This is a genomic window from Pseudomonas sp. NFX71 (assembly GCF_048079215.1).
In the GTDB taxonomy this organism is placed as follows: domain Bacteria; phylum Pseudomonadota; class Gammaproteobacteria; order Pseudomonadales; family Pseudomonadaceae; genus Aquipseudomonas; species Aquipseudomonas fluorescens_B.
In genome coordinates this window covers 3,843,566-3,862,191 of sequence record NZ_CP182230.1, presented here as the reverse complement: position 1 = coordinate 3,862,191, position 18,626 = coordinate 3,843,566, and the positions used below count along the sequence as shown (strand labels likewise).

Below are 18,626 nucleotides of genomic sequence, written 5' to 3'. Positions count from 1 at the left end.
AAGTCAGGCGATGCGATCCGTCATGCAAACCACTTTTATCGGATTTACGACTGCTGCGCAGTCGAGCGGGAGCAAGCTCCCTCGCCACAAAAGCGCCTTCTCCCCGATAATTCGTGATTACTGTTGTTGGACCGAGATCACAGGCATCGGCGTCGGCGACACAAACACCTTCGCATGCATCTGCTCACACCCGCCGCCGCGACGCATCCCGCGCACCGGACAGGCATCCAGGTAATCAAGGCCCACCGCCAGCTTCAAATGGCGCTCCGGCCGCGCCAGTTCATTGGTCACGTCAAAGCTGTACCACGCGTCGTCCAGCCAGGCTTCCGCCCACGCGTGACTGGCCAGGTGCTCGCAGTTCTCGCTGTACAAATATCCCGATACATAACGCGACGGAATGCCCAGGCTGCGAGCACAGGCGAGGAACGCGTGGGTGTGGTCCTGACACACGCCAGAACGCCCGGCAAAGGCCTGGGCCGCGCTGGTATCCACTTCGGTGGAGCCTGGCGTGTAGGTCATGTGCTGGTTCAGCCCATGCATCAAGTCGATCAACGCTGTGCGATCCCGGCGTTGCTTGCATTCCTTTTCCGCGAAAGCGCGCAGGGCTTCGTCGGCTTCTGTCAGGCGTGTGAAACGCAAAAACGGCAGCGCCGACTGGCTCTCGTGCTCGGCCTCACGCAGTTCGTCGATGTCGACCTGGCCACGGGCGCCGATGATGATCGCTTCATGCGGCTCGTCCATGGTCAGCACGTGCAGAATGTTGCCGAACGGATCGAGTTGCGCACGCACCGGGCGCGGCAGGTCGAGTTGCCAGCTGAGCACGTGCTGGCGCTCGCTGTCGTGAGGGGTCAGTCGCAGGTACTGGATGCTCGCCCGCACCTGATCTTCATAGTGATAGGTGGTCTCGTGGCTAATGGAAAGTCTCATGCCGCCTCCAGGTAGGAACTGTGTATGGCGTTACCCAACTGGCGCACCAGCGGGATGAACTCGGTCAACCAGGCGTGCAGGCCTTCGTCGAGAATTTCGGTGATGCCGGTGTAGCGCAGGCGCGCGTCCATCTCGGCGGCCAGGCGTTGCGCGGGACGGCCGTTGGCGCCGGGCAGCTGGGCGAGGATCTGGTCGATTTCTTCGGTGCAGGCCCGTAGCGAACGTGGCACATCAGCACGCAATAGCAGCAGTTCGGCCACATGCCGGGCACCGGGCGCATCGCGGTAGATTTCGGTATAGGCCTCGAACGACGACAACGCCCGCAACAAGGCACTCCACTGGTAATAAGCGTGGGCCGTGCCGTCGCTGACCGCTTCGGCCTGATCGCCAGCCATTTCGTAGCGAGCATCGAGCAGGCGCAAGGTGTTGTCGGCGCGCTCGATAAACGTGCCCAGCCGAATGAAACGGAACGCATCGTTACGCATGATGGTGCCGTAGGACGCGCCACGAAACAGGTGCGAACGTTCCTTGATCCACTCACAGAAACGGCTCATTCCGTAGCGGCTCAAGCCTTGCTCGGCGATCCCGCGTATTTCCAGCCAGGTGGCGTTGATGTTTTCCCACATGTCGGCGGTGATTCGCCCCCGCACCGCATGGGCACTGGCCCGTGCCGAACCGAGGCAACTGTAAATGCTCGCCGGGTTGGCCGCGTCCAGGGCGAAAAAGTGCAGCAGCCGTTCGGCATGCAACTCGCCGTGGCGTTCGAGGTAATCGTCCAGGGTGCCGGTAATCAGCAGCGGCATGGCGAGCTCATGCAGACCATCACCGCGACCATCCTGCGGCATCAGCGACAGCGAATAACTGATGTCGAGCATCCGTGCGAGGTTTTCCGCCCGCTCCAGGTAACGCGACATCCAATACAAATCCGAGGCAGTTCTACTTAACATGGCAGGCTTCCTTCAATCCTCGACCACCCAGGTGTCCTTGGTTCCGCCGCCCTGGGAGGAATTCACCACCAGGGAGCCTTCACGCAGGGCGACTCGGGTCAAACCGCCGGGCACGACCCGGGTTTCGCGGCCAGACAAAACAAACGGACGCAGGTCGATGTGGCGTGGCGCGATGCCGTTTTCGACAAAGGTCGGACAAGTCGACAGGGACAACGTCGGTTGCGCGATGTACGCGTGTGGCTTGGCCTTGATGCGGGCGCGGAACGACTCGATTTCCGCCGCTGTCGCCGCCGGCCCCACCAGCATTCCGTAACCGCCGGAGCCCTGGGTTTCCTTGACCACCAGATCCGGAAGATTGGCCAGCACGTGGGACAGCTCAGAAGGATTGCGGCACTGGAACGTCGGCACGTTCTTCAGGATCGGCTCTTCATCCAGATAGAAACGGATCATGTCCGTCACGAACGGATACACCGATTTGTCGTCCGCCACCCCGGTGCCGATGGCATTCGCCAGCACCACATTGCCCGAGCGGTAGGACGACAGCAGCCCCGGCACACCGAGCATCGAATCCGGGTTGAACGCCAGCGGATCGAGGAACGCATCGTCGAGGCGTCGGTAGATCACATCGACCGCTTTCGGCCCGTCCGTGGTGCGCATGAACACCTTGTCGTCACGCACGAACAGGTCCGCGCCTTCCACCAGTTCGACGCCCATTTCTCGCGCCAAAAATGCATGCTCGAAAAACGCACTGTTGAAGCGACCCGGCGTCAGGACCACCACGCTCGGGTTATCGATCGGGCTGGAGCTTTTCAGGGTGTCGAGCAGCAGGTTCGGATAATGATCGATAGGGGCGATGCGCTGGGCCGAGAACAACTCTGGGAACAGGCGCATCATCATCTTGCGGTCTTCGAGCATGTAGCTCACGCCGCTCGGTGTACGAAGGTTGTCTTCGAGCACGTAGTACGTGCCGTCGCCATCGCGCACCAGATCGACACCGGAGATGTGCGAGTAGATATCCCGGTGCAAATCCAGGCCTTGCATCGCCAACTGGTATTGCTCGTTGGCCAGCACTTGCTCGGCCGGAATGATGCCGGCCTTGATGATGCGCTGTTCGTGATAGAGGTCGGCGAGGAACATGTTCAACGCCTTGACCCGCTGGATGCAGCCACGTTCGACAATCCGCCATTCGCTGGCGGGGATGCTGCGCGGAATGGTGTCGAAGGGAATCAGGCGCTCTGTGCCCTGCTCGTCCCCGTAGAGCGTGAAAGTAATCCCGGCGCGATGAAACAACAGATCGGCCTCGCGTCGCCGTTGGGCGAGAAGTTCGTCAGGCGTCTCGGCCAGCCAACGGGCAAACTCCCGATAATGCGGGCGGACCTGGCCGCCGGCATCGTACATCTCATCAAAATAGGTGCGGATCATGCCGTACTCCTTGTCACCCGGACATACAGACCTTCGCAAGGCCCGTGCCATCGGCATAAACGCTTTGATATCAATCGGTTGGATATTCGTCGCGCAGCGACCGCACCATTCCTGTGCGGTAATTGCCCCAACCTGATCGCCCCCGCTTCATTGCGAAGCAATGCTTTCGCCTATCACCAGCATAGTCAGAGTTGATTTCACTGCCCGGCAGTGGCTGTGGATAATTGGCGCATTCGCTGGTAATGCTCACCGAACTTCCCTTTTAGCCGCCTGTTCAGGCGGCTTTTTTTTGCTTCTTTGAAATGTCATGAATCAAAAATACGTCAAAAGATCGCAGCCTTCGGCTGCTCCTACGCATTCCTATGCAGGAACTGCCGAAGGCTTGCGATCTTTTGATGTTCAGACGCACAAACGAAAACGGCCAACCCGAAGGTCAGCCGTTAGTGGATGTTGTCGCTGTTCATAGTGTTATGCGAGTAGCCCTCGTACCTCCTGCTTGACGCCCCATCCTTCGATGATGCCGCCCAAAGGCTCGACCACCGCCTCGAAGTCCTGCTCAAAGTCGCCGATGCCGTCATAGGTGGCGGACATCACTTTACTCAGTTCCAGGGCCCATGCGCCGTCATCGCGTACGCTGATCTGAGCATTCATGGATTCGCCGGAATAGTGCCCTGCCGCCCTGCGTGCCCGCTCCTCGTCCGGGAAAATGGCGTAGAACTCAATGGGATGGAATCGTGAAAAGTCGAAACCGCCTTCTTTCATGCGGCGCAGCACCGAGCTGCTGATGTCTTCTTGATAGGCTGTGCTCATGAAACGTCCTCCTCAAACCGATGGATAGACTTTCCGTACTCCCGACGCCTGCAACCGAATGGTGCAAGCATTGCGGCAACCACGTTGCCGAAGGGAAACAAGCATGTAGCTGACAAGACCAGACCTTAGCGATCCAATCGCTGATCTCGATTGCAGAGTAGCCTCAAGTAAGCGCCGCTGCCAAGGCCTGGTGTTTCACGAGTGTGCCAGAGAGTGTTTCAGACGGGAGTGATGCCGAGGATTTGTATGCTGTTCTGGGACTTGAGATTCTTGACGCTCGCATCAGCAGTGCGCCCTTCCAGATCGTTCAGATCCAGTTCGGCAGCGACAGGAAGGAGACGGGCCTTGATGAGTTTGGCGGCATGCTCGTTGTCCGGGCATTCGTCGCACTCAAAGACTTCATCGACTGTTTCGCCGTGATCATCCACGAAAGTGATTTTCCACTTTTGCATCAGTGCCTCCTCGAACAAACCCGCAAATGGGCGTACATCTATCTGGACTTTTGGCCTGACTGATCGTTCAAACGGATTACGGCACACCCACATGAAAACACACTGACCCTGTGGGAGCTGGCCAGCTTCCACAGGGGATGTGAATAACGTTAGTCGTTGCTTGGCTTGTTCACGGCTTGCAGTACGTATTGCGGCAAGGCAAACGCGCCAATGTGGATTTCCGGATTATAGTAGCGGGTGATGATGCCGCTGCCGGCGAAGCGCTGTTGCAGGGTTTCGCGGGACAATTTGCGATAGGCGGTATTGGTCGCGCCCCAGGCAAATGTCATCGAGCCACCGATGTAGGTCGGCACGGCGGCCTGATAGAAGTGCCAGTCCGGGAAAAGGCTGCGCAGGCGGCCGGCGGTGGTTTTGACTTCTTCGATCTGCATGAACGGCGTGCCGTTCTGGGTCACCAGGATACCGCCCTCGTTCAGGCAGCGACGGCAGGCCTGGTAGAAGTTTTCCGAGAACAGCACTTCGCCCGGACCGATCGGGTCAGTGGAGTCAGAGATGATCACGTCAAACTTTTCGGTGGTGGTGGCGACGAAGCGCATACCGTCGTCGATCACCAGGTTCAGGCGTGGATCATCGAACGCACCCTTGGAGTGGTTCGGCAGGAATTCCTTGCACATGTCGACCACGGTGCCGTCGATCTCGACCATGGTGATGTGCTCGACGCCACCGTGCTTGGCCACTTCACGCAGCATGCCGCCGTCGCCGCCACCGATAATCAGCACGCGTTTGGCGCTGCCGTGCGCGAGGATCGGCACGTGGGTGAGCATTTCGTGGTAGATGAATTCGTCGGCTTCGGTGGTCTGGATCACGCCGTCCAGCGCCATGACCCGGCCCATGCGCGGGTTTTCGAAAATCACCAGGTGCTGGTGTTCGGTGCGCACTTCGTGCAGCAGTTTTTCCATGCGAAAACGCTGGCCGTAGCCTTCGTAGAGGGTTTCCAGGTAATCGCTGGTTGGAGTGTTGCTCATGGGAAGTGCTCCGATGAATGCGGTGGCAACGGACGGTTACCCGCCCATGAAGGCCAATCGATCAGCTCGATTGCCCGGGAAAGGCGCGCATTCTACGTCGCGGAAGATGACAGGTCGAACGTCAGTTGACGGCTCGACGCCGAACCTGTGGGCGCTGGCCTGCCAGCGATAGTATCGCTGCGGTCTATCAGAGACTCCGCAGTGATGCCATCGCTGGCAGGCCAGCTCCCACAGGTTTGGCGGTGTTTAGGGGTCAGATTCGCACGTTGCCCCGCGGCCCGGCGATGGCCCAGATGATCAGGCCCAGGACCGGCAACAGCAGGATCAGCAGGACCCAGACGATTTTCATCCCGGTGTCGGCGCCACTTTTCAGCACGTTGATGATTGCCCAGATGTCCAGGGCAAGAATGATCAGGCCAACCAGGCCGTTGAACGTGGAACCCATGGTGTCGCTCCCTAAGAGTGATGTGCACTCTTAGGATAGCCGGCCGTTGTCAGGGTTCCGTTTTATTCAAACGTGGATCGCCACTTTCAGGGCTTCCAGGGAAGGTGCGGCCGCGATGCCGACCTCGGCACACAACTCGAGCACACGCGGTACGTCGTTGCCATAGACCAGCACCACTTGCAGTTCGTCGTCCAGCAACTGGCTGAAGTTCATCAGCGTGTAGCCGCCGTTTTCCTTGTTCATGCTGCCCATCTGCACCTGGATGCGATTGAGCGCGGTCAGCGCTTCGGTCTTGGCCAATTGCTTGGGTTTGATGTTGAAATCCACGCCCGGGCCGAACGACGCGACGATCTGCGCGAACAAGTCCATATAGGTGTCAGCCTGGAACAGCACGGTTTCCGGCAGGCTGCCGACGACCACCCATTCGCCCAACGGAATCGGGAAGGTGTCGTCGTAGTTGATGTCCGGATTGGCCATCAGAAAAGCCTCTGGATCGGCGTAGGCCTGGGCCGCTTCGTCAGCGACCTTGAGGATTTCGGCTTCGCTCATGCACCCGGAGCTGATTTTGCTGATGAGTTCGACGAGTGCGGCTTTCATGGGGGCGGAATCCTGTAGCGAGGGAATTTTGAAGGCGCGAAGGATAGCGCATTACGCCCCGCAATTCCTGCGCGGGAACACGGTCGGGAATGTTGATGCACATCAAGATCCGCCGACTCGGGTAGCGGCACAATGCTGGCACCTTGCCAATGCTGTTTCCGCTATCAGAGAAGACCTCCATGGGTGCCTGGCTTAGCAACATCTCGCTGAAATATAAATTCTGGGCGGTCAACGCTGTCGCCTTCGTCACCACCCTGTTGTTGGTGCTGTACGCCGTACAACTCGAACAGCAGGCCCGCAGTCAGGCTGCTCAAGCGTCTGCTCAAGCGCAGGCGCGATTGCTCAACGCCTGGCCTGCCGGGCAAGCGCTGCCCAAGGCCGATAACCTGCTGACGTTCAGCCGCGGGCAGGCGCCGTTGCTGAACGAGCAGCCCGTGCTGGAATTGGCGGATGCCAACGGCTGGGTCAAGATCAACTCGATGCCGCTGTTTGGCGACAACCCGCTGATGGGCGCGGAGGTGTTCACGCGCGCCGATGGTCAGCAGGTGGCAGTGATCGCTCATGGCCCGAGCCTGACCCAGGTGTTTGGCGAGCGTTTCGCCAATTACGCGGTGGCGGTGTTCATCCTGATGCTGGCGATGCTCGGAGCGTCGCAACTGTTGATCCGTTTTTTGCTCAGTCAGCTCAACACTTTGAAAGACGTGATGCTCCACGTTGAAAAAACCGGCGATCTGTCTGCCCGTGTGCCGCTGGCCTGCACCGACGAGGTCGGGCAGATGGCCGGCGCGTTCAACGCCATGCAGGCCGGTTACCAACGGGTGGTCACCACTGTTGCCAGCACCGCCCGGCAACTGGATGTCGGCGCGGCGCGCCTGGCATCGAGCATGAACGAGGTCCGTCACGGCATGCTGGGCCAGCAAAGCGAAACCGACCAGGCCGCCACGGCGATCAACGAAATGACCGCCACCGTCTATCACATCGCCCAGCACGCCGGCGCCACCCGCGACCTCTCGCAAACCGCCGACACCTTGGCCGGCAGCGGTCAGGAAGTGGTCAGTCGCGTACAGAAGTCGATTGCCGGGCTGTCCACTGGCGTACAGCAAACGGCCGAGATGATTCAGCGTCTGGCCGAGGACAGTCAGAAGATCAACGGCGTGGTCAATGTGATCCACAGCATCGCCGAGCAAACCAACCTGCTGGCGCTGAACGCGGCGATTGAAGCGGCCCGGGCCGGGGAAATGGGACGTGGCTTTGCGGTGGTCGCCGATGAAGTGCGCAACCTCGCCAAACGTGTACAGGCCTCGACTGACGAAATCACCCTGATGGTCTCGGCGTTGCAGGCCGGAACCCGGGATGCGGTGGATTTCATGCAGGAAAGCTCGTTCAAGGCCGACGACTGCGTGCAACAGGCTCAAGAGGCCGGCGCCGCGTTGGTGGAAATAACCAGCGCCGTGGCGCAGATGCGTGAAAGCAACACGCAGATCGCGGTGGCGGCCGAACAGCAGAGCCAGGTGGCGGAAGAGATGAACCGGGCGGTGGTGAGCATTCGCGATGTGACCGAGAACACGGTGCAGCAGACGGTGGATTCGGCGACGACCAGTCATGAGTTGGCGGCGTTGGCCGGGGAGTTGAGCAAGGCGATAGGGTTGCTCAAGCTGTAAGGGCCCCTTCGCCGGCTCAATCAACATCAATTCTGACCATGGCACCTATCACTGCGATAGCCATCCTTGATTCGCCGCCCGCCCATGCCACGCCTATTCTTCAATCATGTGTTCAACATGGATCGAGGATCAGCATCATGGGCAAACGTCACCCCAACCTTCCCGCCTGGCAATGGCGCGCGTACCCGGACAACCACCAGCACCCGGCCAATCTGGTGTTGCACCTGATTGCCGTGCCGCTGTTCATCGTGGCGTTTCTGCTGCTGGTGTGCGGGGTGTTCAGCCTGAGCTTTGCAAACTTCGCGATTGGCGTCATCGGCCTGCTCGCTGCATTGGGCCTGCAACGCCACGGGCACAGCCTGGAGGCGCAGGCCTCCGAGCCGTTCAGTGATCGCAAAGATGCGGTGTCGCGCCTGCTGGTCGAGCAGTTCCTGACCTTTCCGCGCTTTTTCCTCAGCGGCGGTTGGTGGCGCGCCTGGCGTGAGCGCCACCGTCGTCACTGATCAGGCAAAAATCGTCACGGTCTGGCGACTCATGGCGATCAGCTGACCGTCCGCGCTCCACAGCTTCGCGGCCGCATGACCATAGCCGTCAGCGGCATGTTCGATTTCTACGAGGTATTTGCACCAGTCCAGGGTGCTGAGCTCGAGCAAGGGCTGGACGAATTCGATGGTCCAGGTCAGCGTGCTGCCCATCGCGACTTTATTCAGGTGCGGCAACAGCGCCGGCGGCCAGGCGTCCACCAATGCCAGGATATGCGCCTCAGTGACCGCCTCTTCCTTCACATCACCACGCAAGCGCACCCAGCCGCCCATCTCGCGGGATTTATTGCCCGTGAACGGCAGGCCGCCAACACTCCAGCGCATCGCCAGATGGCGCATGAACTCCGGAGTCATGCCTTTGACATACGGCAGCTCCTGGCAGTCGTCCCAGTGCTTCATGTCGGGAGCCGGCGTGGCGGCTACGGCCACTTCGGACGGCCGCGAGGCGCCAAAGCTGCCTTGGATCAACGTCACCACTTGTCCCTTCTGCATCGCCCGGCCCAGCACCTGGCTGACCGCCTTGCCTTCGCGCAGGACATCGACTTCAAAACTGACCGGCACTTCGGGTTCGACGGGCCCGACAAAGGTGATCGCCAGCGAGCGCACGGGACGATCCACCGGCACCCGTGCGCGCATGGCTTCGTATTGCAAAGCCGCGACCAGACCGCCGAAGCTGGCACGCCCCTGCGCCCATTCGGCCGGAATAGACAGCTCCAGCGGCTGGCTGCGGACGGCGTCGAGCAGATCGGAAAAGCGCATGAAAACCTCAAGGGCAGATATGGAATGAAGCGATGTTAACCAGCCAGCGAGGATGGCACAGCGCTTATTCTGGCCAAAAGCACTGACAGATGGGCCGGATGTACACACTCTTTGTCGGAGCTGCCGAAGGCTGCGATCTTTTGATTTTGGCGTGAATGACGACGCAAAAGATCAAAAGATCGCAGCCTTCGGCGGCTCCTGCTGGGCCGTGGTGGCTTCAGGATTTGAAACAGGCGGCGCTGAGTTTGTCGAGAACAATGTCGGCACGGCCTTCGGCCTTGGCCATGGTGGTTTTCCACACGGCCACACAAGGTTGCAGATCCGCTTCGTGTTCGGCCCGGGCCAGCCATTGCCAGCAATCGTGCCAATCCCCCAAGGCCGCCTGAGCCGACTTGAGCCTCGGCAAGGCCGGTTTCGGCAAACGGTCCAGTTCAGGGTAGGCCTCGATGCCATACCGTACACGCTTGATCAACAAGCGCAGTCGATGGCGATCATGGGCAGGGTCGTGCAAAGCCTCATCGAGTTTTTTCCACTGCTTGCCCAGGCGCTTTTCGATGCGTTTGCGCAGTCCCTTGAGCAACCCCTGTCGCTGGGATGCCCGCAGAAAACGCGGGAAGGCGTCGAAAATCATCAGCAACTGCGCCAGCTCGGTGCTTGCCGCGACCGCCGGATAGGCCACGGCCATCTGCGCCATGCGACGTTGCGCTGCCTCGGGTTGATCGTGCTCGAGCAAATACGCCGCCAGTACTTCGCGATCGCGCAACGGCGTGGTCAGGTCTCCGACCCGGGACGCCGCCACTTCCAGCTGCTCGACCCCAGGCAAGCCGCGCAACGGCCGCAGCAGACTGCGCAAACGGCGAACCGTGGTGCGCAGATCATGCAACGCTTCCGGATCGGTGCGGGCATTCAAACGTGCCTGACACGACAGCAGGCGGACTTCCAGGCCCAGAACATGGGCCACTAACCGATCAACCAAGGCAGACATCGTTTGCTCCCTGAATCGAATTACTGATGCCTACATCATGCCTCAACGCCCGGCGCGTGATTCACGAATATAAAAGCGCGCCTTCTCGGCTTTCTTGGTGCAGCCTTCGAACGCTTCGAATTGCTGCTGGGTCTTGGCGCCGGTCAGCAACGACAGGGCCTTGGAGTAACTGACGGTGCCGGCGAAACCTTCGGCCTTGGCCAGGTCCAGCTCACGCCACGCGGCATCGATCCCGCTACCGCAGCTGTCACGGTACGCAGTCTTGCCGGCACAACCGGCGAGCGCCAGCGCAATCAAAGGCACACAGATCCAGGCTTTCATCACTCACACCTCAAAGATAGGTAAACAGTCGTGCAGGTAAGACGGTCCGGCGCGTGAAAAGTGCCTTGGCCCGCTGCGGAAACTATAGCGCTCGCGAGAATAACCATCTGCCGCCATGGAGTGTCGAAAAAACGACGCGTTCACCCTGCTGAACGACCTTAGCGATTGAAGCACGCCCCTCGTTGGGTGCATTGTTGAACCTTGTCAGACGAGGGCGATTCATGAAAAAGCGTGTCGCATTGGTGCTGGGTTCCGGTGGAGCCCGGGGCTATGCCCATATCGGTGTCATTGAAGAGATCGAGCGGCGTGGATACGACATCGCCTGCATCGCCGGTTGTTCGATGGGCGCCGTGGTTGGCGGGATTTATGCCGCCGGCAAACTGGATGAATACCGCAACTGGATCGAGAGCCTGGATTACCTCGACGTGCTGCGCCTGGTGGATGTCAGTTTTCGACTGGGTGCGATTCGCGGGGAGAAAGTCTTCGGGCAGATCCGCAAGATCGTTGGCGAGATCAATATCGAAGACTTGCGCATCCCCTACACGGCGGTGGCCACCGACCTGACCAACCAGCAGGAAATCTGGTTCCAGGAAGGTTGCCTGCACCAGGCGATGCGCGCCTCGGCGGCCATTCCGAGCCTGTTCACGCCGGTGATGCAGGGCAATCGCATGCTGGTGGACGGCGGTATCCTCAACCCGTTGCCGATCGTGCCGGTGGTGTCGAGCCATTGCGACCTGATCATCGCGGTCAACCTCAACTCCACCAACCAGCGCCACTATCAACTGCCGGTGATCCAGCGCCCGGCCGCGTTCAAGACCCGGTTCGACAGCCTGATGAGCTCGGTCGGCTCGAAGTTGCCATTCCGTCGCAAACAAGCGGAAAAGTTGCTGCTGCTGGAAAAGGAGGCATTGATCGCAGAAGCGGCCGAGATCAACCCCTGGATCGAATCCGCCGAACCCGAAGCCCAGCAACCGGCGGCCGCTCCGGAACGCGATGGCGCGCCGAAATCAGCCACCGGCTCGTTCATCATCGACAACGTGGGGCCGGCGTCCTTGCTGGATTTGATCAACCAGAGTTTCGAAGTGATGCAGACGTCGTTGGCGCAGTACAAGATTGCCGGTTATCCACCGGATATCCTGATCAACGTGCCGAAGCGGGTGTGCCGGTTTTTCGAGTTCTACAAGGCGCCGGAATTGATCGCGCTGGGGCGCGAGATTGCGCGGGATACGTTGGATAGATACGAGAGTGAGCGGGATTCCTGAGGTTTCTCGAGTGAATGTGAGGGCCCCATCGCGAGCAGGCTCGCTCCCACAATTGATCTTTGGTAGACACAAAATTTGTGGATCACCTAAATCCACTGTGGGAGCGAGCCTGCTCGCGATCGGGCCGGATCAAGCAACACAAAACCCTAAAGACCACCTTCACTCAAAAGCCGATACCCAACCCCCGCCTCTGTCACGATAAACCGCGGCTGCGTCGGGTCATCCGCCAGCTTCTGCCGCAAGTGCCCGACCACAATCCGCAAGTAATGACTGTCCTCGGTATGGGTCGGCCCCCAGATGTCCTTGAGCAATTGCTGCTGGGTGATCACCCGCCCCGGGTGCCGCGCCAGTTGCGCCAGCACCGCGTATTCCTTGCGGGTCAACGCCACTTCGACGCCGTCGAGCAGCACCCGGCGATAGGCCAGGTCCACGGTCAACGGGCCGAACGCCAGCGCCGCTTGCTGCGCCTCACCCACCGGCGCCTGACGCAACAAGGCACGCACCCGCGCCAGAAACTCCTGAATACCGAACGGCTTGGTCACGTAGTCATTCGCACCGCCATCCAGCGCTTCCACCTTCTGCCCCTCGCTGGCACGCACCGACAGGACCAGCACCGGCACTGTCGACCATTCACGAAACTCGCGCAGCACTTGCTGGCCGTCCATGTCCGGTAGACCGAGGTCGAGCACGAGGAGGTCCGGTTTGTTTAATGCGGCCTGTGCCAGGCCTTCCGTGCCGGTGCCGGCCTCCAGCACTTTATAGCCTTGGGAAGCGAGGCTGATGCGCAGGAATTTACGGATCTGCGGTTCGTCGTCGATGACCAAAATGGTCGCGGTCTGGCTCATGGTTTCTGATCGTGGCATGGAGAAATCCAAAGGGTATCAGGCTTCACTGTCAGCCCTCACTGTCAACGTCGGGTTGTTCCTGCAAAGGCAAGTGAAGAGTGATGCACGTGCCACGCCCTTCGATACCGTCGCCGACGCTGATTCGCCCGCCATGGGCGCCCACCATGCCCTGACAGATCGCCAGTCCAAGCCCCGTGCCCTGCCCGCCTCGATCTCCACGCGCGGCGGTGTAGAACATGTCGAAAATCTTCGCCCGCTCCTCCTCCGGAATGCCCGGGCCTTCATCGCTGACCGAGAAGAACAGCTCGCTGTCATCGGCGCCGGCGAGTAATTGCAGACGGCCGTGAGGTGGCGAAAAACGCGCGGCGTTTTCCAGTACGTTGACCAGTGCCTGCTCGATCAGCGCGGCATGCACGTACAGCAGCGGCAATTCGGCCGGCACTTGGGTGCTGACCTGCAGCGGTGCCAGCACCGCACGCAGGCGATTGAGGGCGCTGCCGACAATGTCGGCCGGCGACACCCAATCCCGTGCCAGCTTCAATGCGCCGTGGCCCAGGCGGGTCATGTCCAGCAGGTTTTGAATGTAGCGATCGAGGCGCTCGGCTTCATCCCGGGTGCCTTCGAGCAGTTCGCGACGATCCTCCAGCGGGATCGCCTCGCCCAGCGCCAACAGGCTGTCGATGCTGCCGCGCATGGACGTCAACGGCGTGCGCAGATCGTGGGACACCGACGCCAGCAAGGCGCTGCGCAGTTGCTCGGTTTCGCCGTGCAGCCGCGCCGCTTCCAGGTCTTCGGCCAATTGCGCGCGAGCCAGGGCCTGGGCCAGCGGCTGACTCAACGCGGTCAATAACCGTCGACGCTGACCGCTCAAGGTCTGCCCTTCTTTGGCACAGACACCGAGCAATGCCAGCGGCCCGTCTTCCACCGACAGCGGCCACCACCACCAACGCCCGAACGGCAACGTGCCAGTGCCCGCGCCCGCCGGTTGATCGTGTTGCCAGGCCCAGTCGGCGGCCGCGCGCTCGGCTTCGGAAAACTCCAGCGGGCCGCCGGTTTCGACTTTCCAGCCGCTCTGGCCATCGCGATTGAGCAGGCACAATTGCAGATCGCTCCAGCCCTCGAGGTGCTGGGCAGCGGCATTGACCACGGCCTGACGGTCAGTGGCCGCCGTAAGTTTGCGTGACAGGTCGAGCAGTTCGGTGGTTTCCTCCTGGGTGTCGCGCAAGGCCTGCAATTGCCGCCGCTGGCGCGCCGCGAGGTTGCCGGTGAGCGCTGCCATCAACAGGAAGAACAGCAAGGTCAGCACGTCTTCTTCACGCTGGATGCTGAAGGAAAAATTCGGTGGAATGAACAGGAAGTCGTACGTCAGGAAGGACAGCGCAGCACAGGCCAGCGCCGGGCCGAGGCTGCTGCGCACCGCCACCAGCAACACGGCGGCAAGGAACACCAGCGAAATATTGGGCAGCGGCAAGACACTCGCCACTGCCCAGGCCAGGGCAGTGGCGAGCACGGTCGCGACCAGCGCCAGCGCATAGTCGAACCACACCAGCGACTGTACCGGGCGTTGTCGTGGCGGATCCTGTTCGTGATCGCTGTCGATGACGTTGATTTCGAGCCCGCGAGCATGGCGCAACAAACGCGCCGCCAGGCCGCCACCGAACAGCCGACGGCGCAATCGCTGCCGGGACTGGCCGACCAGAACCAGGCTGGCACGTCGTTCAGTGGCGTGCTGAATCAGGGTTTTCGCCACCTCACCGGCCCGCAGCAACACCACTTCACCGCCGAGGCGTTCGGCCAGTTGCTGGGCACTTTGCAGACGCAGGCGTGATTGCTCATCACGCACGCTGCCGTTGTCCACATGCACCAGGCTCCACGGCAGATGCCGACGCTGGGCGACACGGCTGGCGTGACGTACCAGACGCTCGGCCTGGGCATCGCCATCGACACCGACCAGCAAACGACCGCGCACCGTCGGTGCTGCCTGACCAAGCTGACGATACCCCTGGGCCAGGTCGTTATCGACCTGAGCCGCAGCGGTTTGCATCGCCAGCTCACGCAGGGCAGTGAGGTTGGTCTGGGAAAAGTACGCATCGATGGCCGCCCGCGCCTGCTCCGGCACATAGACCTTGCCGTCACGCAGACGCTCAAGCAGCTCCCGTGGCGGCAAGTCGATCAACAGCAATTCGTAGGCTTCTTGCAACACCCAGTCCGGCAGGGTTTCGCGGACTTGCACGCCGGTGATCCCGCGCACCTGATCATTGAGGCTCTCCAGGTGCTGAACGTTGACCGTGGTGTACACGTCAATGCCGGCGGCGAGCAGTTCCTGAATATCTTGCCAGCGTTTGGCGTGACGACTGCCCGGTGCATTGGTGTGGGCCAGCTCGTCCACCAGCACCAGTTTCGGCTTGGCGGCGAGCAAGCCGTCGAGGTCCATTTCTTCGAGGGTCACGCCCCGGTATTCCGAGCGCACCAAGGGTTGCTGCGGCAAGCCGCCCAGCAGCGCCTCGGTCTCGGCGCGGCCATGGGTTTCGACGACGCCGGCAATAAGCTTCACGCCTTGGCGAAGTTGGGTATGGGCGGCTTGCAGCATGGCGTAGGTCTTGCCGACACCAGGCGCGGCGCCGAGGAAAACCTTGAGCCGTCCACGACCGTCACGGGGCAGGTCTGCTAACAGCGCGTCGGCGCGGCCAGAGTCACTCATGCTTTGATATCTCTTTTTTTCAGAGGTTGATGAGGTGATTGTTCTGCCGTCATCGCCTGCAGGCTGGCTCCCACAAGAATTCAGCACTCCCTGTGGGAGCTAGCCTGCTGGCGATTGGCGCCACCACCGATCTACAGTTTTTCCAACGCCATGTTCAATGCCAGCACATTCACTACCGGCGGCCCCACCAGCGGCTGCTCGATGTGCGCATCCAACAGGTTCTGGAGCGTCGCCACCGGCAGGTTCCGCGCCGCCGCAACTCGCGCCAGTTGATAGGCAATTGCGGCCGGAGGCAAGTGTGGATCGAGGCCACTGCCAGAAGTGGTCACCAGCGCCAACGGCACCGGCCCCTGCCCTGGCACTCGCTGTTTGTTGGCATCGTCGATCACCCGAGTGGCCAAGGCCGGGTTACTTGGCGAGAGGTTACTGGCGCTGCTCGATACCGTGGCGAAAGCACCGGCGGATGGCCGTGGATGGAACCAGGCATCACCGGTGAAATCCTGGGCAATCAGCGAGGAGCCGCGGACCTTGCCATCGGCGTCGTGTACGAGGCTGCCGTTGGCTTGATCCGGGAACGCGACCTGGGCGACACCGGTGACCACCAAGGGGTAAGCGACGCCGGTGATCAGGGTCATCAAGACCAGCAGGCTCAGGGCCGGACGTATCATTGTGGACATTTCAAAATCCTCGAATTCATTAAAAACATGCACATCACCCTGTGGCGGGGGAGCTTGCTCCCGCTGGACTGCGAAGCAGCCCCACCTGGACACAGTGTTTATTCAGGTACACCGCATCGGCTGGTTTTACGACTGCTGCGCAGTCGAGCGGGAGCAAGCTCCCTCGCCACAAAGGCCAACGCTAACCATCAAACCAGATGCAACGCCGTCAACAGCATGTCGATCGCCTTGATGCCCACGAACGGCACCAGAATCCCGCCCAGTCCATAGATCAGCAGATTGCGACGCAGCAACGCCGCCGCACTCGCCGCCTGCACCCGCACACCGCGCAGCGCCAGTGGAATCAACACCACGATGATCAAGGCGTTGAACACAATGGCCGACAGAATCGCGCTCTGCGGACTGCTCAGGTGCATGACGTTCAGCACGCCCAATTGCGGGTAGATCGAGGCGAACAGCGCCGGCAGGATCGCAAAGTATTTGGCCACGTCGTTGGCGATGGAAAAGGTCGTCAGCGCACCACGGGTCACCAACAATTCCTTGCCGATCTGCACCACGTCCAGCAACTTGGTCGGATCGCTGTCGAGGTCAACCATGTTCGCCGCCTCGCGTGCGGCTTGCGTACCATCGTTCATCGCCATGCCGACGTCTGCCTGGGCCAGGGCCGGGGCGTCGTTGGCACCGTCGCCGCACATCGCGACCAGGCGCCCGTCGTTCTGCTCGTGACGAATACGCGCCAGTTTTTTCTCCGGCGTGGCTTCGGCCAGTACGTCGTCGACGCCCGCTTCAGCCGCAATGGCTGCCGCGGTCAGCGGGTTGTCGCCGGTCACCATGACGGTGCGAATCCCCAATTTGCGCAGCTCGGCAAAACGTTCGCGGATGCCGGGCTTGACCACGTCCTTGAGGTGAATCGCACCGAGCAACTTACCGTCGACGCAGACCAGCAACGGCGTGCCGCCGCTCTGGGCAATCTTGTCGATTTCACGGGACAGGGCCGGGGCGAGATCAGCGCGTTTCAGGCCGACGAACGCCAGCAACGAATCCACTGCGCCTTTGCGATACACGCGGCCCTGATAGTCAACGCCGGACAGGCGCGTTTCAGCACTGAACGGTACGGCGGTCAACAGCTCGGTGCTCGGCTCAGGCTGCGGATGCAGGCCCCGCAAGTACTCGACGATGGATTTACCTTCCGCCGTGTCATCGGCCAGCGAGGCGAACAGCGCGCCCTCGGCCAGTTCCCTGGCGTTCACACCTGGCGCGGCATACACCGCGGTGCAACGACGGTTACCGAAGGTGATGGTGCCGGTCTTGTCCAGCAGCAGGACATGCACGTCCCCCGCCGCTTCCACGGCGCGGCCGGATTTGGCGATCACGTTCAGGCGCACCAGACGGTCCATACCGGCGATACCGATGGCCGAGAGCAAACCGCCGATGGTGGTCGGAATCAGCGTGACCAATAAAGCCACCAGGAACACCAGCGGCAGGCTGCCGTTGGCGAAGTGGGCGAACGGTTGCAGGGTCACGACGACCAGCAGGAAGATCAGGGTCAGGCCGATCAACAGGATGTCGAGCGCCACTTCGTTCGGGGTTTTCTGGCGTTTGGCGCCTTCGACCAGCGCGATCATGCGGTCCAGTGTCGACTCGCCAGGGTTGGCGGTGATGCGCACCAGCAGCCAGTCAGACACCAGGCGAGTGTTGCCGGTGACAGCCGAACGGTCGCCGCCGGATTCACGGATCACCGGCGCGGATTCACCAGTGATCGCCGCTTCGTTGACCGCCGCGATGCCTTCGATGACTTCGCCGTCACCGGGGATCATTTCCCCGGCTTCGACGCGCACCACATCGCCCTTGCGCAGGCTGGTGGCCGGCACTACTTGAAAGGCGCCGTTGCTGGTTTTGCGGCGTGCGCTCAAGCCTTCGCTGCCAGCCTTGAGGCTGTCGGCGCGGGCCTTGCCGCGACCTTCGGCCAGGGCTTCGGCAAAGTTGGCGAAGAGCACGGTGAACCACAGCCACAGCGCGATTTGCGCGGCGACGAAAGTGGGCACGGCGCTGTCGGGAATAAAGCACAAAACGGTGGTCAGCACGGCGGTCAGTTCGACCACCAGCATCACCGGCGCACGCTGCAATTGCCGTGGGTCTAGCTTGACGAAGGCTTGCACCAGCGCCGGGCGCCACAGGGCCGAGATCGCGGTTTTCGGTTGTTCCGGCGCCTTCACGGCAGCGGGTTTGGTTGCGGGCATATTCATCA

Annotated in this window: 18 protein-coding genes; 3 read left to right on the top strand and 15 right to left on the bottom strand. The window is 61.2% G+C overall.

Annotated features, from left to right (window positions below; genetic code table 11):
* Positions 1 to 117: 117 nt before the first annotated feature.
* From ACM1ZW_RS17885 to ACM1ZW_RS17850, 8 genes are all read right to left on the bottom strand, one after another.
* Positions 118 to 927, bottom strand: coding sequence for a transglutaminase family protein (locus ACM1ZW_RS17885; RefSeq protein WP_017337351.1), 810 nt, complete (start codon positions 925 to 927; stop codon positions 118 to 120).
* Positions 924 to 1,874, bottom strand: coding sequence for an alpha-E domain-containing protein (locus ACM1ZW_RS17880; RefSeq protein WP_150711766.1), 951 nt, complete (start codon positions 1,872 to 1,874; stop codon positions 924 to 926). The genes ACM1ZW_RS17885 and ACM1ZW_RS17880 overlap by 4 nt, the downstream gene beginning before the upstream one ends.
* A 12-nt stretch (positions 1,875 to 1,886) precedes the next feature.
* Complete coding sequence (locus ACM1ZW_RS17875) at positions 1,887 to 3,296, bottom strand: circularly permuted type 2 ATP-grasp protein (protein WP_017337349.1); 1,410 nt, start codon at positions 3,294 to 3,296, stop codon at positions 1,887 to 1,889.
* 468 nt (positions 3,297 to 3,764) lie between these two features.
* On the bottom strand, positions 3,765 to 4,106 hold the full coding sequence (locus ACM1ZW_RS17870; RefSeq protein ID WP_017337348.1) for a ribonuclease E inhibitor RraB: 342 nt from the start codon (positions 4,104 to 4,106) through the stop codon (positions 3,765 to 3,767).
* A 218-nt stretch (positions 4,107 to 4,324) separates the two neighbouring features.
* Positions 4,325 to 4,558: a hypothetical protein gene (locus tag ACM1ZW_RS17865; RefSeq protein WP_150637829.1), complete on the bottom strand. Its 234-nt coding sequence runs from the start codon at positions 4,556 to 4,558 to the stop codon at positions 4,325 to 4,327.
* A gap of 149 nt (positions 4,559 to 4,707) precedes the next feature.
* Positions 4,708 to 5,583 carry a polyamine aminopropyltransferase gene (speE, locus tag ACM1ZW_RS17860; protein WP_017337346.1) on the bottom strand — a complete coding sequence of 292 codons (876 nt, stop codon included), beginning with the start codon at positions 5,581 to 5,583 and terminating at the stop codon, positions 4,708 to 4,710.
* 253 nt (positions 5,584 to 5,836) lie between these two features.
* Positions 5,837 to 6,028 (bottom strand): PLDc N-terminal domain-containing protein, encoded by a 192-nt coding sequence (locus ACM1ZW_RS17855; protein ID WP_017337345.1) that lies wholly within the window; start codon positions 6,026 to 6,028, stop codon positions 5,837 to 5,839.
* 66 nt (positions 6,029 to 6,094) lie between these two features.
* The gene (locus tag ACM1ZW_RS17850) at positions 6,095 to 6,625 is read right to left on the bottom strand and encodes a hypothetical protein (protein WP_416738974.1); all 531 of its coding nucleotides are present in this window, start codon (positions 6,623 to 6,625) and stop codon (positions 6,095 to 6,097) included.
* 179 nt (positions 6,626 to 6,804) lie between these two features.
* On the opposite strand from ACM1ZW_RS17850, the gene ACM1ZW_RS17845 reads away from it, so the two are divergent.
* The gene (locus ACM1ZW_RS17845) at positions 6,805 to 8,286 is read left to right on the top strand and encodes a methyl-accepting chemotaxis protein (RefSeq protein ID WP_414878586.1); all 1,482 of its coding nucleotides are present in this window, start codon (positions 6,805 to 6,807) and stop codon (positions 8,284 to 8,286) included.
* A gap of 137 nt (positions 8,287 to 8,423) precedes the next feature.
* Positions 8,424 to 8,789, top strand: coding sequence for an Mpo1-like protein (locus ACM1ZW_RS17840; RefSeq protein ID WP_008027303.1), 366 nt, complete (start codon positions 8,424 to 8,426; stop codon positions 8,787 to 8,789).
* On the opposite strand, the gene ACM1ZW_RS17835 is transcribed toward ACM1ZW_RS17840, so the two are convergent.
* The 3 genes from ACM1ZW_RS17835 to ACM1ZW_RS17825 all read right to left on the bottom strand — a co-directional run bounded on the left by ACM1ZW_RS17835 (position 8,790) and on the right by ACM1ZW_RS17825 (position 10,893).
* Positions 8,790 to 9,587, bottom strand: a complete 798-nt coding sequence (locus ACM1ZW_RS17835) for an acyl-CoA thioesterase (RefSeq protein ID WP_017337342.1) — start codon at positions 9,585 to 9,587, stop codon at positions 8,790 to 8,792.
* Between the two features lie 217 nt (positions 9,588 to 9,804).
* Positions 9,805 to 10,572 carry a CHAD domain-containing protein gene (locus ACM1ZW_RS17830; protein WP_414878585.1) on the bottom strand — a complete coding sequence of 256 codons (768 nt, stop codon included), beginning with the start codon at positions 10,570 to 10,572 and terminating at the stop codon, positions 9,805 to 9,807.
* Positions 10,573 to 10,614: 42 nt separating this feature from the next.
* A complete protein-coding gene (locus ACM1ZW_RS17825; RefSeq protein ID WP_017337340.1) occupies positions 10,615 to 10,893 on the bottom strand; it encodes a hypothetical protein in 279 nt (92 codons plus the stop codon).
* 221 nt (positions 10,894 to 11,114) lie between these two features.
* Here ACM1ZW_RS17825 and ACM1ZW_RS17820 point away from each other — a divergent pair, with 221 nt between their 5' ends.
* Complete coding sequence (locus ACM1ZW_RS17820) at positions 11,115 to 12,155, top strand: patatin-like phospholipase family protein (protein WP_017337339.1); 1,041 nt, start codon at positions 11,115 to 11,117, stop codon at positions 12,153 to 12,155.
* A 146-nt stretch (positions 12,156 to 12,301) separates the two neighbouring features.
* Here the strand turns inward: ACM1ZW_RS17820 and ACM1ZW_RS17815 are convergent, their stop codons facing one another.
* From ACM1ZW_RS17815 to kdpB, 4 genes are all read right to left on the bottom strand, one after another.
* A complete protein-coding gene (locus ACM1ZW_RS17815; protein WP_017337338.1) occupies positions 12,302 to 13,000 on the bottom strand; it encodes a response regulator in 699 nt (232 codons plus the stop codon).
* A gap of 49 nt (positions 13,001 to 13,049) precedes the next feature.
* Complete coding sequence (locus ACM1ZW_RS17810; RefSeq protein WP_017337337.1) at positions 13,050 to 15,701, bottom strand: sensor histidine kinase; 2,652 nt, start codon at positions 15,699 to 15,701, stop codon at positions 13,050 to 13,052.
* A gap of 131 nt (positions 15,702 to 15,832) precedes the next feature.
* Entirely contained in the window at positions 15,833 to 16,378 is a 546-nt protein-coding gene (gene kdpC / locus ACM1ZW_RS17805; protein ID WP_017337336.1) for a potassium-transporting ATPase subunit KdpC, read from the bottom strand.
* A 188-nt stretch (positions 16,379 to 16,566) separates the two neighbouring features.
* Complete coding sequence (gene kdpB, locus ACM1ZW_RS17800; RefSeq protein WP_017337335.1) at positions 16,567 to 18,624, bottom strand: potassium-transporting ATPase subunit KdpB; 2,058 nt, start codon at positions 18,622 to 18,624, stop codon at positions 16,567 to 16,569.
* Positions 18,625 to 18,626 lie beyond the last annotated feature (2 nt).

Excerpts from the sequence above, each read along its gene's own strand:
- ACM1ZW_RS17885 (WP_017337351.1), bottom strand. The coding sequence starts at position 927 with ATGAGACTTTCCATTAGCCACGAGACCACCTATCACTATGAAGATCAG.
- ACM1ZW_RS17880 (WP_150711766.1), bottom strand. The coding sequence starts at position 1,874 with ATGTTAAGTAGAACTGCCTCGGATTTGTATTGGATGTCGCGTTACCTG.
- ACM1ZW_RS17875 (WP_017337349.1), bottom strand. The coding sequence starts at position 3,296 with ATGATCCGCACCTATTTTGATGAGATGTACGATGCCGGCGGCCAGGTC.
- ACM1ZW_RS17870 (WP_017337348.1), bottom strand. The coding sequence starts at position 4,106 with ATGAGCACAGCCTATCAAGAAGACATCAGCAGCTCGGTGCTGCGCCGC.
- ACM1ZW_RS17865 (WP_150637829.1), bottom strand. The coding sequence starts at position 4,558 with ATGCAAAAGTGGAAAATCACTTTCGTGGATGATCACGGCGAAACAGTC.
- speE (WP_017337346.1), bottom strand. The coding sequence starts at position 5,583 with ATGAGCAACACTCCAACCAGCGATTACCTGGAAACCCTCTACGAAGGC.
- ACM1ZW_RS17855 (WP_017337345.1), bottom strand. The coding sequence starts at position 6,028 with ATGGGTTCCACGTTCAACGGCCTGGTTGGCCTGATCATTCTTGCCCTG.
- ACM1ZW_RS17850 (WP_416738974.1), bottom strand. The coding sequence starts at position 6,625 with ATGAAAGCCGCACTCGTCGAACTCATCAGCAAAATCAGCTCCGGGTGC.
- ACM1ZW_RS17845 (WP_414878586.1), top strand. The coding sequence starts at position 6,805 with ATGGGTGCCTGGCTTAGCAACATCTCGCTGAAATATAAATTCTGGGCG.
- ACM1ZW_RS17840 (WP_008027303.1), top strand. The coding sequence starts at position 8,424 with ATGGGCAAACGTCACCCCAACCTTCCCGCCTGGCAATGGCGCGCGTAC.
- ACM1ZW_RS17835 (WP_017337342.1), bottom strand. The coding sequence starts at position 9,587 with ATGCGCTTTTCCGATCTGCTCGACGCCGTCCGCAGCCAGCCGCTGGAG.
- ACM1ZW_RS17830 (WP_414878585.1), bottom strand. The coding sequence starts at position 10,572 with ATGTCTGCCTTGGTTGATCGGTTAGTGGCCCATGTTCTGGGCCTGGAA.
- ACM1ZW_RS17825 (WP_017337340.1), bottom strand. The coding sequence starts at position 10,893 with ATGAAAGCCTGGATCTGTGTGCCTTTGATTGCGCTGGCGCTCGCCGGT.
- ACM1ZW_RS17820 (WP_017337339.1), top strand. The coding sequence starts at position 11,115 with ATGAAAAAGCGTGTCGCATTGGTGCTGGGTTCCGGTGGAGCCCGGGGC.
- ACM1ZW_RS17815 (WP_017337338.1), bottom strand. The coding sequence starts at position 13,000 with ATGAGCCAGACCGCGACCATTTTGGTCATCGACGACGAACCGCAGATC.
- ACM1ZW_RS17810 (WP_017337337.1), bottom strand. The coding sequence starts at position 15,701 with ATGAGTGACTCTGGCCGCGCCGACGCGCTGTTAGCAGACCTGCCCCGT.
- kdpC (WP_017337336.1), bottom strand. The coding sequence starts at position 16,378 with ATGTCCACAATGATACGTCCGGCCCTGAGCCTGCTGGTCTTGATGACC.
- kdpB (WP_017337335.1), bottom strand. The coding sequence starts at position 18,624 with ATGAATATGCCCGCAACCAAACCCGCTGCCGTGAAGGCGCCGGAACAA.